A 16109-nucleotide genomic window follows, 5' to 3' on the forward strand; every position below is an offset into this window, starting at 1 on the left:
ACGAAATCACCGTAATCGGCAAGGAGGTGCCGGTTCATTGCACGATGGCTAAGCCGGCGGGAGGGGCGCTCGAGACGTCGACCACCAGGGCGCGCACGATTCCCGCGTAACACTCCCGTCGACGCAACGATCCACCCTATGCTTGCGCCGTGGACAACCTCGATCGCAGCATCCTCGACCTCCTCCGCCAGAACGCGCGTGCAGGGTACGGCGACATCGGCTCGGTCGTCGGGCTGTCCGCCTCCGCCGTGAAGCGCCGCGTCGACCGCCTGGTCGCCGACGGCGTCATCCGCGGCTTCACCATCCAGGTCGACCCCGCGATCGACGGCATGAGCACCGAGGCGTACGTCGAGCTCTTCTGCCGCGGCACGGTCTCGCCCGAGGAGCTGCTGCGGATCCTGTCCGCGGTGCCGGAGGTCGTGGACGCCGGGACGGTCACGGGGAGTGCCGACGCGATCGTGCACATCCGCTCGCGCGACATCCCGAGCCTGGAGGCCGCTCTCGAGAAGGTGCGCCTGGCGCCCAACGTCGATCACACGCGCAGCGCGATCGTGCTGTCGCGGCTGATCAACCGCGGCAACTCCTGATCCCGAGGGCTCGCGGCGCATCCTGAACGTCTTCTGCGAGATTCCTCAGCCCGGGCGCCCTCCAGGAACCTCGGAATCGAGCGCCGCCACGGCGAACAGTGGCACGATGGGCGCATGAAGCTGCTCGTTGTGGAAGACGACCCGGACATGGGAGGCCTCGTCCAGCGCGGTCTCGCCGCCGAAGGATACGACGTCACCCTCGTCACCAACGGTGTGGATGCACTCATCGCGCTGCGCAGCGATGCCTACTCGGCCGCGGCGATCGACGTGATGCTCCCCGGGATGAGCGGCTTCGAGCTGTGCCGCCACATCCGCGAGGCGGCGAACCCCATGCCGATCCTGCTGCTGACCGCGCGGGATGCCATCGAGGACCGCGTCCACGGCCTCGACTCGGGCGCCGACGACTACCTGACCAAGCCGTTCGCATTCGCCGAGCTCGCCGCCCGCGTGCGCGCGCTGCTGCGCCGCGAGCCGACCGGGATGCGCCCCCAGGTCACGGTCGGCCGGCTCACCGTCGACTCGCACGAGCACCAGGCGCTCGTCGACGGCCACGAGATGCCGCTGAGCCGCCGGGAGTTCACCCTGCTGCGCCTCTTCGCGACGAACCCCGACAAGACGCTCTCGCGCGCCGACATCCTCGAGTCCGTGTGGGGCACCACCGAGAACATCGGCACCAACGTCATCGACCAGTACGTCTCGTACCTGCGCAAGAAGCTCGACCTCGCCGAGGCCGGCCTCTCGATCGTCACCGAGCGTGGCCGCGGCTACCGGCTCGACGCGAAGAACGCGCTCGATGCGAAGGCGGCTGCGGAGGTCAAGCAGGACGAGAAGCTGGAGAAGTCGACGTCGTGAGCTGGCTGCGGCGGCTGTCGATCACGGCGCGCATCACCATCGGCAGCCTCCTCGTCGCCTCCCTCTTCGGCCTCGCGGCGGTGGTCGTCATCCGTATCGGGGTCGCCTCGATCCTTCACAACGCGACCGTCACGCTGCTCGACAACGACATCGCCGGCCCGGCGGAGTCGGTGCAGAACGATCCGCGCGGCCCGTTCGACCTCCCCGGAGGCGGGCAGGAGCTCGCCGTGGTCGACGCGAACGGCAACCTCCTCGCCTCCACACTGCCCGCCGCCATGGAGCCGAAGGTGGACAAGCTCATCTCGTTCGGGAACACCCCGACGATGTTCCAGCTCGGCGACGACCAGTACCTGGTGCTCACCGAGACGGTGACCACCTCCGACGGGGTGGTCCACATCGTCGCCGCGCGCAACGACGAGACGACGGCGCTAATCCTTGACCGGCTGACGGCCGCCCTCCTCATCGGCGCCGGCGTGCTCATCCTGGGGTTCGGCGGCGCCTCGTGGCTCCTCGCCCGCGCTGCACTGCGGCCCGTCAGCCGGATGCGCGAGCAGGCCGAGCTGATCGCCGGGGAGGAGCGCTCCGGCCAGGAGGCGTCGACCGGTGTGCTCACGGTCGGCCCGGCCCGGGACGAGCTCTCCGAGCTCGCCACCACGCTGAACGACCTGATCCGGCGCCTGCGTGCTTCCGCCGATCGCGAGCGGCAGATGGTCTCGGATGCCAGCCACGAGCTGCGGACCCCGCTCGCCGTGCTGCGCGGTCAGCTGGAGCTCGCCGAGCTCGACGCCGGCGACCCCCACGCCCTCCTCGACGACATCCGTTCCTCGCACGCGACCGCACTGCGTCTGGGACAGCTCGCCAACAACCTGCTCGAGCTGTCACGGATCGAGGCGGGACCGACGAGCGGGCGCATCGACTGGCGCACTCTCGTCGACGAGCTCACCGACGCGATCGACCGGGCCCGGCTGCTGGCCAGTGGAGACGACGACGCGGGCAGCATCTCCGTCGACTTCGCCTACGACCCGCGTCGTCGGCCCGACGCGGAGTCCCGGATCGCGCTCAGTCCGACCGATGTCGGACGCATCCTGGACAACCTGCTCGGCAACGCGATCACCGCCATCCGTTCCGTGCCCGCGCACGGCGACGCGACGGTCACCGCCGAGGTGGCCGTGGCCGGCGATCGCGTCGTGCTCACGGTGCACGACACCGGCCCTGGGATGCCGGAGGAGTTCATCCCTGTCGCCCTCGACCGCTTCACGCGGGCGGATGGGGCGCGCACCTCGACGTCGGGAGCGGGAGGCGGGCTCGGCCTGGCGATCGTCGCCGCTCTCGCCGGCGCGGCAGGCGGGGACGTCGTCCTCGCCAACGCGCGACCGAGCGGGCTCATCGTGACGGTGTCGCTCCCGCTCGTGCGCGCGATCGAGTAGCGCTGCGGTCGGTCTGCGCTGCGGAGGGCGACGGCTGCGTTCAGTGCCCGCTGCGGTCCGAGTCGACGCCCGCGTCCGGGCCCTCGTCGAGGGTGTCGAGAGCGGCGAGGTCGTCGGCGTCCAGCGAGAATCCGAAGATGTCGAGGTTCTCGGCCATCCGCTGCGGGTTCGCCGATTTCGGGATGACGACCAGACCGTTCTGGACGTGCCACCGCAGCACCACCTGACCGGGGGTGCGGTCGTGCTTCTCGGCGAGACGGGCGAGCACGGCGGACGACAGCAGATCGCCCGACCCGCCGCCGAGAGGACTCCACGACTCGGTGAGGATCCCCTGCTCGGTATCGTATGCGCGCTGTTCGCGACGGGTGCTGGCCGGGCTGAGCTGGATCTGGTTGACGGCGGGCACGACCCCCGTGGCGCCGATCAGCTTCTCGAGATGCGCCGACTTGAAGTTCGAGACGCCGATGGCCCGCGCCTTGCCGGCGTCGCGCAGGCGGATGAACGTCTCCCAGGTCGACACGAACTCGTCACGCCCCGGCAGCGGCCAGTGGATGAGCAGCAGGTCGACGTAGTCGAGCCCCAGGCGGTCGAGGCTCGCGTCGAGTCCGGCGACGGCGCGGTCCTGCCCCTGGTACTCGCCGTCGAGCTTCGTGGTGACGAACCACTGGTCGCGCTCGAGGCCGCTCGCCGCGAGACCGCGGCCGACGCCGACCTCGTTGCCGTACTTCACCGCGGTGTCGACGTGCCGGTAGCCGAGCTCGGCCGCGGCGACGATCGCCTTCTCGACCGCCGCGTCGTCGAGCGGCCAGGTGCCGAGCCCCAGTTGCGGGATGCTCCCACCCGAGTTGAGGGAGAGGGACGGCACGGCGGACGGGACGGAGGCGGGGGTCGTCATGGGTTCAGCCTACGCGCGCGTCAGATCGCGTCGTCGGAGAACGTGGTCGGGTTGCCGAATCGGTGGTGGGTGATCGAGATGGCCTGTTCGTGGAGGAACGGGAGCACCTCGATCCGACCGGACGGGGTCACGGCGCCGGAGTAGACGGCGACGTCCGGGCTCCCGTCGAGCGCCGTCGAGAGCGCGACGGCGTCACCGCCGATCAGGCGGATGCGATGTGCGTGCACCGTGCCGGCCCGCACGCGCGCGAGCCATTGCGCGTCGCCCTCCACCGTGACCTCGATCTCACGCTCGCGCAGCAGCTGGTGCGTTGCACGCGGCAGCTTGATCGCCGAGCTCACCGCGAACGGAGCGCGGGCGATGGTGCCGGCCGCGACGATGCGGAGCAGCTCGGCGAGCGTGCTCCCCTCGGACAGCCGGATGGTGACCGGGACGGGACGGTAGCGGAAGAGGTTCCGCTCGACACCGAGCGCCGAGACGTCCGTGACCTGCCGGTACTCCGTCGCCACCGCGATCGTGTCGCTGAGGGCGGACCGTCGGACCAGGTCGAACGCCGCGTAGTCCATCGACGACTGGCCGGACTCGATGAGGTCCGAGACCCGGTCCTCGAGGCCGCGGAGGTGGAGGCTGGCACTGGATCTGCCCGTCTCGGGAAGCCAGTCCCCGAGCCCGATCAGGTAGTTCGGCCCTCCCGCCTTGGTCCCCGCGCCCACGGAGGACCGCTTCCAGCCGCCGAACGGCTGGCGCCGGACGATCGCGCCGGTGATCCCGCGGTTGACGTAGAGGTTGCCGGCCTCGACGGTGTCGAGCCATTCGTGCAGCTCGTCCTCGTCGAGGGAGTGGAGGCCCGCCGTCAGACCGTACTCGACCGCGTTCTGGTAGCGCACCGCCTCGTCGAGGGTCCGAGCCGTCATGATCCCGAGCACCGGGCCGAAGAACTCGGTGAGGTGGAAGTACGATCCGGGCTGCACGCCGGTGCGGATGCCGGGCGACCAGAGGCGGCCGGTGTCGTCGAGCCGCTCCGGCTCCACGAGCCACTCCTCGTCCGCACCCAGGGTGGTCAGTGCGTGCAGGAGCTTTCCCGCGGCCGGTTCGACGAGCGGGCCCATCTGGCTTGTCGGGTCGGCCGGGTAGCCGACGCGCAGGCTCGTGGTGGCGTCGACCAGCTGGCGCCGGAATCGCTCCGAGCGCGCTACGGATCCGACCAGGATGACGAGGCTGGCGGCGGAGCACTTCTGTCCGGCATGGCCGAACGCGCTCTTCACGATGTCGGACACGGCGAGGTCGTAGTCGGCGCTGGGGGTGACGATGATCGTGTTCTTGCCACTGGTCTCGGCCAGGAGCGGCAGGTCCGGTCGCCACGACCGGAAGAGCTTCGCCGTCTCGTAGGAGCCGGTGAGGATCACCCGGCCGACGCGAGGATCCGCGACGAGCGCGCGGCCGAGGTCGTTCTCGGGGACGTCGGCGAGCGCGAGGAGTTCGCGCGGGATGCCCGCCTCCCAGAGCGCCTCGACGAGCACGGCTGCGCAGCGTCGGGCCTGCGGTGCCGGCTTGATGATCACGCCGCTGCCCGCGGCGAGCGCCGACAGCACCGAACCGGCGGGGATGGCGACCGGGAAGTTCCAGGGCGGTGTCACGACCGTGAGCGGGTGGGGGACGAATCGCGCCCCCTGCACCGCGTCCAGATCGCGCGCGAGCGCGGCGTAGTAGTGGGCGAAGTCGACGGCCTCGCTCACCTCCGGGTCGGCTTCCGCGATGGTCTTGCCCGTCTCGGCCACCATGATCTCGATCAGCCGGTCCCGGTTGGCCTCCAGCGAATGGCCGGCCCGGTCGAGCACTGCGGCGCGGTCGTACCCGCTCCGCGCACCCCAGGCGGAGCCCGCGGCCGCGGTCTGCCGGAGAATGGTCTCGAGCCGCCGGGCGTCCGTCACCGCTGCGGCCTCGATCGTCACGATGCCGAGGTCGGACGCGGTCGAGCGGCTGAGGATGCGGCGCCCCCACGCGCGGTTCGCCGCGATCGAGGGGTCGGTGTCGGGGGCGTTGCGGAACGCCGCTGCCGCTGCGCCGGGCGGGGCGGCCGGAACGGGTGCGGGCTCTGCAGAGGGGAGCGCGGGGTCCTCGATGTCGAAGAGCCCGCCGCCCGACGAACCGCGGGAGAGTCCGAGCACCACGCTCGTGAGTCCTTCGTCGGGCTGCGTCGCGGCGTGCCCGGCTGGGGGGCGGGTGAACGACGGAGCGGTCGCCTCCTCCCATTCGCGGGTGCGGTCCTGCTGGCGGTGCGGCACGGGAGCGGCGCCGCGCGGGAGCTCATCCGCTTCGAATGCCGCGACCGAGGCGAGGAAGCGGTCCTTCTCCCGCTCGAACAGCGCCGGATCGGCGTCGAGCTCGAACACGGCGGACATGAAGTTCTCCTGGCTCGCGTTCTCTTCCAGTCGGCGGATGAGGTACGAGATCGCCACGTCGAACTCGCCGGGGTCGACCACCGGCGTGTACAGGAGGAGCTCCCCCACCGTGCGCTTGACGGCCTCGGCCTGTGCCGTCGCCATCCCGAGGAGCATCTCGAAGTCGATGCGCGAGGTGACGCCCCGTTGCGATGCGAGCAGCCAGGCGTATGCGACGTCGAAGAGATTGTGGCCCGCCACGCCGATCTTCACGGCGTCCGTGTGCTCGTGGGTCAGCGCCCAGTCCAGCACGCGCTTGTAGTTGGTGTCGGTCTCGAGCTTGCTGCCGTAGGTGGCGAGCGGCCAGCCGTGGATGGCGGCGTCGACCCGCTCCATGGCCAGGTTGGCGCCCTTGACGACGCGGACCTTGACGGGGGCCCCGCCCTGGGCCCGGCGCTGCGATGCCCACTCCGTGAGTGTCTGCAGAGCATCGAGGGCGTCGGGCAGGTAGGCCTGGAGGACGATGCCGGCCTCGAGCCCGCGGAGGGCCGGCTGTCCGAGGATGCCCGTGAACACCGCGATCGTCAGGTCGAGGTCGCGGTACTCCTCCATGTCGAGGTTGATGAACTTCGGCGTCGGGGACTCCGCGGCCAGCTCGTAGAGGGGCGTGAGCCGCTCGATCACCCGCCGAACCGTCTCGTCGAACGACCACATGGACAGCTGCGACGCGATCGAGGAGACCTTGATCGAGACGTAGTCGACGTCGTCACGGGCGAGCAGGGCTCTAGTGCCCTCCAGCCGCCTGGCAGCCTCCGCCTCGCCGAGCACGGCCTCGCCCAGCAGGTTCAGGTTGAGTCGCGCACCGTGGCCCTTCGGGTCGGCGGGCGCGCGCAGGTGTGCGATCGCCGGCCCGAGCCTCTGCGGCGTCGCGTCCACCACGAGGTGGCCGACCATGCTGCGGAGCACCCGGCGGGCGATGGGGATCACGATCCACGGCAGCACCGGCCCGAAGACGCCGCCGAGCCAGATCGCGAGACGCATGTACCAGGGCAGGAAGCGCGGGATGCGCTTGGCGACCCGTTGGAGGTTGTATCCCGCGACGAAGAGGTCTTGCGGGCGGGCGACGCCGTCCACGAACCCGACGGCGAAGTCGAGCCCGTCGGGGTCTCCGAGGACGCCGGCCAGTCGCTCCGCCGCCGGGTCCTGTCGCACGCCCTCGCCTCCACGTGCACTCTCGGCGAGCCAGACGCGCACCAGCTCGACGGCCTCGTGGGCCAGCTGAGCGGGGCGCGGGTCCGCGCCGTCCGTGTCATCCACCATGACCACGACTGTAACGACCTGGGCCGAGCGGATGCCGACGGCGCTCGAACATGTGGAGAAGTCGCAGCAGCGCGAGGCGTTGTGGAGAGCATTCGTCTCGCCGGAGGCGTCCCCTAGGCTCTCTGGCATGACGGACAGCGCACCCACTTCTCCCGCCGCGACGCACGACGTCGTGATCGTCGGCGGCGGCCACAACGGGCTCACCGCCGCCGCCTATCTGGCGAAGGCGGGCAAGAGCGTGATCCTCCTCGAACGGCTCGACGACATCGGGGGTGCGGCCGTGAGCGCCCAGGCGTTCCCGGGCGTGGAGGCACGACTCTCCCGCTACTCGTACCTCGTCAGCCTGCTCCCCGAGCGGATCATCGACGACCTGGGGCTGGACATCCGTCTCGCCCGCCGCCGCTACTCGTCGTACACCCCGGTGCCGGGCGCCGCAGACGGCGCAGGGCTGCTCATCGACAACACCGACGAGGAGGCCACCGCGGCCTCGTTCGCGCGCATCGGCGCTGCGGACGACGCCGAGGCCTTCACCGCCTTCTACGAGTCCACGGGCGAGGTCGCCCGCGCGCTCTGGCCGACGGTGACCGAACCGCTGCTCACACGCTCCGAGGCGCGCACCCTCGTCGGCGACGACGAGCTCTGGGACGCCCTGATCGAGCGACCCATCGGAGGGTTCATCGAGTCGCGGCTGACGAGCGACCTGGTCCGCGGCGTCGCGGCGACGGACGCCCTCATCGGCACCTTCGCGAGCGTCTCCGACGAATCCCTCGATCAGAACCGGTGCTTCCTGTACCACGTCATCGGCCAGGGGACGGGCGAGTGGGATGTCCCCATCGGCGGCATGGGCGCGGTCACGGGGGAGCTCGCCCGGGCGGCGCGCGAGGCCGGCGCCCGCATCGTGACCGGTGCCGAGGTGACAGGGATCCACCCGGACGGGTCCGTGGAGTACCTGCGCAACGGCCACGAACGGCACGTCGTCGGGCGGCACGTGCTGGTGAACGTCGCTCCGGAGGTCTTCGACCGCCTTCTCGTGGCCGACCCGTCCGACCCGGCGCGCACCTCCGCAGACACCCCCGACCGCCCGCGCGCCGAGGGCGCCCAGGTCAAGGTCAACCTGCTGCTGAGCCGACTCCCGCGTCTGCGGGACGAATCCCTCGACCCGCGGGCGGCATTCGGCGGGACGTTCCACATCAACGAGACGTACACGCAGCTCGAAGCGGCCCACTCCGGGATGCTGAAGGGCGTCATGCCCGAGTTCCTCCCCTGCGAGATCTACTGCCACACGCTGGCCGACCCGAGCATCCTCGACCCGGAGCTCGCCGAGAGCGGCGCACAGACCATCACGGTGTTCGGCCTCCACACCCCGGACCGATGGCTGACCGACGAGAACAACGACGCGACCCGCCAGCGGCTCCAGGATGCGGTGCTCGCCTCCCTCGACTCCGTGCTCGCCGAGCCGATCGAGAGCCTGCTGCTCACCGACGGCGACGGCAACCCGTGCATCGAGACGAAGACCACGCGCGATCTCGAGCGCGCCCTGAACATGCCGGGTGGCAACATCTTCCACGGCCCGCTCTCCTGGCCGTTCGCCGAAGACGACGAGCCGCTCGACACCCCGGCCCAGCGCTGGGGCGTCGCGACGCCGCACCCGCGGATCCTCATCTGCGGGTCGGGCGCGCGACGCGGAGGCGCGGTGAGCGGCCTCGGCGGGCACAACGCGGCCATGGCCGTCCTCGAAGGCTGAGGAGACGGACGCGACGGTCTGAGCGATGCGGCTGCGGGCTGAGAGGACTCGCACCGACCGCCCACCGTGCGCCCAGCGCCCCCACTGCCGGAACCGCCTGGCGATGACTATGGTGAGGGACACGAGGGTCGGACTCTTTTGGAGGTCATCATGACACCGCAGCCGACGGGAAGACTGGTCAGGAAGGACGACGGGGTCTACGTGGTCCTCGACCGCATCGTCCATGCTCCGATCGAGGAGGTGTGGGCCTACTTCAGCCGGTCCGCGTACCTCAGCAAGTGGATCGGCGAGTTCACCGGCACCCCGTCGACCGGGGCCGTGAAGTTCCGGATGAACGCGGAAGGCGACGGCGCCGCCTGGGAGAACGTCACGATCCGCCTGTGCGAAGCACCGCACCGTCTGCACGTCGACGTCGGGACGGACCCGGCCCGTCGCATGTTCGTGCATCTGACCCAGTCGAGCGGGCACACCACGATCACGTTCGGCGACCTGCTGCACACGGTCGCCGAGGGCGCGGACTACGGCGTCGGCTGGGACTACTACCTCGATCGGATGATCGCCGCGCACGACGGCAAGCCGCTGCCCGTCTGGGACGACTACTACCCCGACTTCCTCGACCACTACGCGACGCTGTGCCGCGAGCTCGACCACGATCTGAAGGTGGAGCACGCCGAGGCGCTGCGCAACGGCACGACCGGCTGAGTGCCGACCTCCCGCTCCCGGAGACGACAGGGCGCTCAGTGCCAGCGGTGGTCCTGCACGGCCATCCGCGGGCCGCGCCGCTCGAAGCGGAAACCGCTCGCGAGGATCAGCCGCACCACGCGCTGGCGGTGCCCGGCGTAGGGCTCGAGGAGCTCGAGCATCCCGTCGTCGTCCACCCGCCTCCCGATGAGCGCCTCCCCGACGTAGTGGGCGAGGTGGTAGTCGCCGACGCTGACGAGATCGGGGTGCGCGTGCGTGCGCTGCAGGGTCTCGGCCGTCGTCCACAGGCCGACGCCCGGAATCGTCCGTAGCGCGTCGGCCGCGGCCTGAAGGGTCTGCGCGCGTTCGGTCGCGCGCTCCAGCGAGGTCGCCACGGCGAGCACCGCCTGCGCCGCGCGCGCCCGCCGCGGGTCGACGCCCGCCCGATGCCAGTCCCAGGAGGGGATGCCACGCCACTGCTCGATGGTCGGGATCACGCGCATGCCGTCCGGAGCGGGTCCGGGCGCCGGTTCGCCGTACCAGCGGAGCAGCCGTGCCCACGACCGGTAGGCCTCGAGGCTGGTGACCCGCTGCTCGATGATCGCGGGCAGGAGCGCCTCCAGTAGGCGTCCCGTTCGCGCGAGCCGGAGCCCCGGGTTGCGGTGGAGGCTGCCGCGGAGCAGTGGATGCGCGCTCACGTCGAGCCCGGACCAGTCGTCCTCGCGGCCGAGCAGCGCAGGCACCGCCTCCACGGCCCAGGCGGCGCCGGGCCCCCAGGCGTCCGCCCCTACCGACCCGTCGCCGGCGGGCCGGTGGACCCGCAGGGTCGCCGGTCCCGCCGGTGTGCGCCACGTGCGCCAGACCCCGCCGAGGTCCCACTGGGTGGTGGGGTCGTAGGGTCCCCGCCCGAGGAGGGCCAGCGTTCCGGGGAGGTCCACCGGGACCTCGGGCCGGTACACCGTCCGTGCGTCCGGGGGCGCGTGCCGTCCCGCGGCGACGGGCAGCACGGTGGTCATGCCGGAATGCTACGTCCTCCGCCTGACAGCGCCGACCGGCCCGGGCCCCTTCCCGCGTGTCGGCGGTGTGCCCTACATTCGGCGCCATGGGAATCGAACTCGACGACGAACTCGTCGCGCAGCTGCGCGGATCCGTCCGCGGCACCGTCCTCCTCCGCGGCGACGACGGCCTCGCCGCCGAAGCCGCGTGCTTCAACCCGACCATCCGGCACGACCCCGACATCCTGGTCGCCGCCCGCGACGAGGCCGACGTTGTCGCCGCCGTGCGGTTCGCGCGTGAGAACGACCTGCCGCTGCGCATCCAGGCGACCGGCCACGGCTCCGAGGCACCGATCTCGGGGGGTCTGCTGCTGATCACCCGTGACCTCGACACCCTCGACGTGGATGCCGACGCGCGTCGCGTCCGCATCGGCGCCGGCCTGCGGTGGGCTCCGGTGATCGCGGCCGCCGCCGAGCACGGCCTCGCCCCGGTCACCGGGTCGTCGACGAGTGTCGGCGCGGTCGGGTACACGCTCGGCGGCGGCCTCGGCCCGCTCGCCCGTAGTCACGGCTTCACCGCCGACTGGGTGCGCGGCTTCCGGGTCGTCACCGCCGACGGCGAGCTCGTCACCGCCGATGACACCACGCATTCCGAGTTGTTCTGGGCACTGCGGGGAGGCAAGGGCGGCCTCGGCGTCGTCACCGAGATGACGCTCGAACTCGTCCCGCTCGCCACCCTGTACGGCGGCAGCGTGTTCTTCGAGGGCGACGCGATCGACGACGCCTTCCGGGCGTGGGTCGACTGGTCGTCCGAGCTCGCCGACGAGGCGACCACCTCGGTGGCGTTCCTGCGCATCCCCGACATGGAGGGGCCTCCCCCGCCGTTGCGCGGCCGGTCGCTCCTGAACGTGCGGTTCGCCTACCCGGGCGCTGCGGAGGAGGGCGAGCGGCTCTTCGCCCCCATGCGTGATGCAGCACCGGTGTACCTCGACTTCGTCGCCGAGATGCCGACGACCGCCGTGGCCACCATCCACAATGACCCGGAGGAGGGCGGTCCGACCTGGATCCGCGGGCACATGCTCGACTCGTTCGACCGCGAGCTCGCCGAAGCGCTCCTCCCCTTGATCGGGCCCGGCGCGGAGTCGCCGTTCCTCGCCGTCGAGGTGCGCCAACTGGGAGGCGCGACGCATCGCGATCCCGCCGACGGCACCGCGGTCGGCGGCCGTGCGAGCTCGCACACCTTCAGTTCGATCGCGGCCGACCCGTCGACCTTCGCGGAGGCTGCGCCGGCCCACGCGGAAGCGATCGCGGCGGTGCTGGGCGACCGGGTCTCCGCCGTCACGAACGTCAACTGGGTCACGGATCTGAACGATCCCGTCCAGTTCGAGGGGATGTGGCCGGAGGAGATCTTCGACCGGCTCTCCACGACCCGCGCTCAGTGGGATCCGGAGCGCGTGTTCCCGTTCGGCCCGGCGTAGGCCGGACCGAACCGGCCGGGCCCGGCCGTCGCGGCCGTGCCCGGCGTCACTCGTTCCAGACGCTGGGCGCGGAGGCCCGCGTGGACGGGAGGGCGGCGTCCGCACCCCATTCGATGAGCCAGTCGGGCACGGCGACGTCGGACGGCGCCGTGCCCACGGCCTCCAGCAGCTCGTCGATCGTCACGATTCCGCCGCCGCGCTTGAGGAACCGGCCGCGGATGAACGCCTGCGTGTAGATCTCGCCGTCGACCGTGAAGCGCTGCTCGACGTAGACGGCCTTCTCGTCGAAGCCGAGGATGCGCGACTCGACGACGAACGGCTGCCACAGCTCCAGCGACTTGCGGAACGAGATCGTCTCCGACGCCACGACCGGGTACCAGCCGCGCTTCTTGAAGACCGCCCACACCCCGTTGCGACTCAGCAGGTCGAAGCGCCCGATATCGGCGATCGACAGGTACACCCCGTTGTTCATGTGCTTGAGGATGTCGAGGTCGGTCGGCACCACCCGGAACTTCGTGCGCGCCACATCCCAGTGCCCGAGCCGCGGGCCGAAGCGGGAGAGCCAGAAATGGAGCATCGTCCGGAAGATCATGTGCACCGAGCCAGAGTAGCCACCGGCCAACGATCCTGCGCAATCGTTGTGCCCGACCTCCAAGTCCAGTCAGGCCACGGTCTTCCCGCGTTGTGCGATGTCACGCGGGTAGCCGCCCGAGGTTCGTCGCGCTGTCACCGGCCACCACGTCGCCGACGCGTGCGCGCGGCTCGCCAGACGCCACCCACGGCGGTCACGACTCCCGCCGCTCCCAGGGTCACGCCGAGCACCATCGTCGCCGCTTCCCCCGAAGCGACACCGAGCCAGAGCAACGCGGCACCGCCGGCAGCGGCCAGCGCTCCCGCGCCGATCCAGACGACCGGTCCCGGAGTCGGCTGATGCTCGTAGTCCACCATGGTGGCCCACCTTAGCCGCCCGTCGCGGCGGCACCCAGCGCTGCCGTCACGCGCAACCACCGTGCGCGTCCAGGACAGCATCTCCGCGCACCCTGCCGTAGCGTCGCACCATGACCACCGCACCGGCGCGCGCGGCCCGCACGGCGCCTTCGGCGAGCGCCCTCGCGTCGGCGGTCGCGGTCGTGTCGCTGCTGGCGACCGCGGCCATGTCGGCGCGGTTCCCGATCGTCCCGCCTCTCGCCTGGGCCGGTGCTCTCATCGGCATCGCCGTGGGATGCGCCATTGCGGCACGGACGTCACGCGCCGCCCCGACGGCTCACCTCGCGGTCGAGCCGTTCGCGATGGCGCTCATGGTCGTGCTCGATCTCATCCACTCCCACGGATCGGCGGCCACAGCCGCGACGGCGACGGCGGCTCATGTGGGCCACGAGGGCTGGCTCCCCGTCGTCGTGCAGCTCGCGGTGGCGGTGCTGGCGATCGTGTGCCCGCTGCTGGCCGTGCGCCACGCCACGAGGGTCGGCCTCGCCCGCGGAGCGCTCCCCCTCGTCGCCGCGGCAGCGATGGCGGTCATGGCCGCCGGGATGCTCCTCCCGCACTGACCACCGCCCTCAGTGCTCGCCCCTCAGTGCTCGCAGCTGCACTCCCGGCCCGCACAGCAGCTGCCACCCGCGGCGGCGCCGTCGGGCAGGTCCAGCGCCGGGTTCCGGTCGAGGAACCCGTAGGGCTTGAAGTGGAAGCCCGAGTAGTCCACGGGCATGATCGGCCAGTCCTCGGGGCGCGGGATGTGCGTCGGCCCGAAGACGTGCCACAGCACCAGGTCGGTCTCCTCGAGCGAGCGATCTGCCGCTGTCCACGCAGGCAGCCCGGCTCCGCCCGCGTGCGCGTTCGGGTAGTCGCCAGAGGGGAACCGCTCGGCCGGGTCGAACGGCGTCGCCCAGAGGTGCTTGGTCGCGAACGTCGCACGCCCCCACACCGTCGACTCCGGCTGGGCGAGCAACGTCGCGCTCGGCTGCGGGAGGAGGTGGTAGGCGGTAGGGGCGCCGACGGCGTTGGTGCGCGATGCGCTCCGCACCTCCCACACCCGCGCCCGAGACGGATCGGCGAGACGCTGGGCCTCCGACTCGCTCGTGAGCGGGGTATTGGTCCAGGTGAAGGCGTTGCCGTGAGGGTTGTCCGGGCCGATCGGGATGCCGACCGCGTCGATCTCGGAGAGCGAGTTCGCCTCGCCGTCGATGGCGACATCGAGTCGCGCGCAGAACAGGTGCTGGTGCACGGGGGCGAAGAGCCCCGGGGCGATCTCGGGCGCGTGCGGATCGGTCGAGCCGGGGATCCCCGCGCCCGCGAAGACGATGCCGGTGGCCTTCGCCTCCACCTGGATCGTGCCGTCGAGGTAGAGGTACCAGAAGAAGCCGTAGTCGTAGTTGCCGATGGTCGAGAAGTACGAGATGACGAGGCGGCGGGAGCGCCGCACCTCGGTCTTGCCGTCGAGGTCGGTGTGCTTCCAGAGGATCCCGTAGTCCTCCTCGTGCATGCAGACGACCTGCGGGATGGTCACCGGGTTGCCGTGGTCGTCGGCCACGACGCCGTCGAAGTAGTGGATGACGCCGAGGCAGTCGCAGCCGAGGGTCAGGGTGTTCGCGTTCTTGCCCAGCAGGTACTCGCCGGCGTCGAAGTAGCTGATCCAGAACCGAGTGGACGTCGTGTCGCCGTAGGGGACGACCATCTCGGGCACCGAGCCGCGGTAGAGCACGGAGCGGTCCTCGTCACCGTCGCGGAACGTCACCTGGTTGAGCACGAGCCCCTCGCGGGCGTTGAAGCCGACGCGCAGCTTCCAGTTCTCCCACTCGACGTGCTGCCCGTCGACGCGGAAGCTCGGCCCCTCAGGCTGGGAGATCTCGATGGGCTTGAGGGAGGTGCGCGCGGCGCCGATCGTCGCAGCGTCGTAGTTGCCGTCGAGGTCGGGGACGGGCACGTCACCATCGTCCTCGACCCGCAGCACCTCCCCGGTCGTGAGGTCGATGTGCACGATGAGGCCCTCGACCGGGTGCGACCAGGGAGAATCGGCCGGGGTGGAGCGCAGGAAGGTCAGCGAGCGGATGACGCGCCGCCCGGTCTCCTCGGCGCGGTTGTGGAAGCCGGGGGCGAGAGGGGCGCAGAAGGCGAGCTCGATGCGGTCCTCTAGGCCGCGCCGGGCCATCGCCGCCCGCCACTGGGGCGATGCCTTCGCGATCTCCTCGGCGCGTTCGTACTCCTCGAAGAGGTACTGCGGCTGGCCGTAGGGCGCCTCCGCGGTGGACAGGGGGCGGTGCTCGACGAGTTCGCGCGTGGTCACCGAGACGATCGCCTCGGCCGACGCGCCGGTCGCGGTGTCGAGCAGCACGAACAGGAGTCGGCGATCGATCGCATCGCCCTCCTGGAAGCTGGCGACGGCCTCCTTCGACGGCTCGACGGGCAGCACCGACGGGAACCGCGTCGTCTCCCCCACGAGGCCCGCCGCCACCAGGATGTCCCGGCCATCGGCGATCTCCTGCGCGGTCAGCGCGTCGAGGGGATGCCGGACCTCGGTCGGCGCCGTGGTGGTGGAGGTGTGCTGGTGGGACATCGGTGTTCCTTACGTCGAGCTCGTCCGTTCAGTATCCGGGGTCGCCGCCACGAGCCGGAAGGCGCGTGCGGCCGACCGTTCCGATTCAGACAACCGCTCTGCGTCGCACGCCAACCCCGGCGGGCCCGCACCCTGTTCAATCGTCAGCAATCGCGCATCCCCTGCTCACCCTTCCAGCGCGCCGATCGAGGAGAATCCG

General features: G+C 71.2%; 13 protein-coding genes. 7 read left to right on the forward strand and 6 right to left on the reverse strand.

Going from position 1 to position 16109, the window contains the following annotated elements; translation table 11 throughout:
* Positions 1-149 precede the first annotated feature (149 nt).
* The 3 genes from ACFVU2_RS03600 (at position 150) to ACFVU2_RS03610 (ending at position 2866) form a co-directional block, all read left to right on the forward strand.
* Positions 150-587, forward strand: coding sequence for an Lrp/AsnC family transcriptional regulator (locus tag ACFVU2_RS03600; RefSeq protein ID WP_021763688.1), 438 nt, complete (start codon positions 150-152; stop codon positions 585-587).
* A 114-nt stretch (positions 588-701) separates the two neighbouring features.
* Positions 702-1439, forward strand: coding sequence for a response regulator transcription factor (locus tag ACFVU2_RS03605; RefSeq protein ID WP_387871107.1), 738 nt, complete (start codon positions 702-704; stop codon positions 1437-1439).
* Entirely contained in the window at positions 1436-2866 is a 1431-nt protein-coding gene (locus ACFVU2_RS03610; protein WP_387871110.1) for a sensor histidine kinase, read from the forward strand. Before ACFVU2_RS03605 ends, ACFVU2_RS03610 begins: the two co-directional genes overlap by 4 nt.
* Positions 2867-2906: 40 nt before the next feature.
* Here the strand turns inward: ACFVU2_RS03610 and ACFVU2_RS03615 are convergent, their stop codons facing one another.
* Together ACFVU2_RS03615 and ACFVU2_RS03620 are read right to left on the reverse strand one after the other, a co-directional pair.
* Positions 2907-3761, reverse strand: a complete 855-nt coding sequence (locus ACFVU2_RS03615) for an aldo/keto reductase (protein WP_387871112.1) — start codon at positions 3759-3761, stop codon at positions 2907-2909.
* Positions 3762-3781: 20 nt separating this feature from the next.
* Positions 3782-7462 (reverse strand): proline dehydrogenase family protein, encoded by a 3681-nt coding sequence (locus ACFVU2_RS03620; protein WP_387871115.1) that lies wholly within the window; start codon positions 7460-7462, stop codon positions 3782-3784.
* A gap of 127 nt (positions 7463-7589) precedes the next feature.
* Here ACFVU2_RS03620 and ACFVU2_RS03625 point away from each other — a divergent pair, with 127 nt between their 5' ends.
* Both ACFVU2_RS03625 and ACFVU2_RS03630 read left to right on the forward strand, forming a co-directional pair.
* Entirely contained in the window at positions 7590-9206 is a 1617-nt protein-coding gene (locus ACFVU2_RS03625) for a phytoene desaturase family protein (RefSeq protein ID WP_387871117.1), read from the forward strand.
* 150 nt (positions 9207-9356) lie between these two features.
* Positions 9357-9908, forward strand: coding sequence for an SRPBCC domain-containing protein (locus ACFVU2_RS03630; RefSeq protein WP_387871120.1), 552 nt, complete (start codon positions 9357-9359; stop codon positions 9906-9908).
* A 35-nt stretch (positions 9909-9943) separates the two neighbouring features.
* On the opposite strand, the gene ACFVU2_RS03635 is transcribed toward ACFVU2_RS03630, so the two are convergent.
* Entirely contained in the window at positions 9944-10903 is a 960-nt protein-coding gene (locus ACFVU2_RS03635) for a DNA-3-methyladenine glycosylase family protein (RefSeq protein ID WP_387871122.1), read from the reverse strand.
* A gap of 86 nt (positions 10904-10989) precedes the next feature.
* On the opposite strand from ACFVU2_RS03635, the gene ACFVU2_RS03640 reads away from it, so the two are divergent.
* On the forward strand, positions 10990-12360 hold the full coding sequence (locus ACFVU2_RS03640) for an FAD-binding oxidoreductase (protein ID WP_387871125.1): 1371 nt from the start codon (positions 10990-10992) through the stop codon (positions 12358-12360).
* A gap of 46 nt (positions 12361-12406) precedes the next feature.
* On the opposite strand, the gene ACFVU2_RS03645 is transcribed toward ACFVU2_RS03640, so the two are convergent.
* Positions 12407-12952, reverse strand: coding sequence for a thioesterase family protein (locus tag ACFVU2_RS03645; protein WP_387872384.1), 546 nt, complete (start codon positions 12950-12952; stop codon positions 12407-12409).
* A 134-nt stretch (positions 12953-13086) separates the two neighbouring features.
* Positions 13087-13308 carry a hypothetical protein gene (locus ACFVU2_RS03650; RefSeq protein WP_387871127.1) on the reverse strand — a complete coding sequence of 74 codons (222 nt, stop codon included), beginning with the start codon at positions 13306-13308 and terminating at the stop codon, positions 13087-13089.
* Positions 13309-13418: 110 nt separating this feature from the next.
* Between ACFVU2_RS03650 and ACFVU2_RS03655 the strand changes: the two genes are divergently transcribed.
* A complete protein-coding gene (locus ACFVU2_RS03655; RefSeq protein ID WP_387871130.1) occupies positions 13419-13907 on the forward strand; it encodes a hypothetical protein in 489 nt (162 codons plus the stop codon).
* A 23-nt stretch (positions 13908-13930) separates the two neighbouring features.
* Here the strand turns inward: ACFVU2_RS03655 and ACFVU2_RS03660 are convergent, their stop codons facing one another.
* On the reverse strand, positions 13931-15910 hold the full coding sequence (locus ACFVU2_RS03660) for a primary-amine oxidase (RefSeq protein ID WP_387871133.1): 1980 nt from the start codon (positions 15908-15910) through the stop codon (positions 13931-13933).
* Between the last annotated feature and the right edge of the window lie 199 nt (positions 15911-16109).

Source organism: Leifsonia sp. NPDC058194, assembly GCF_042883605.1.
GTDB lineage: Bacteria > Actinomycetota > Actinomycetes > Actinomycetales > Microbacteriaceae > Leifsonia.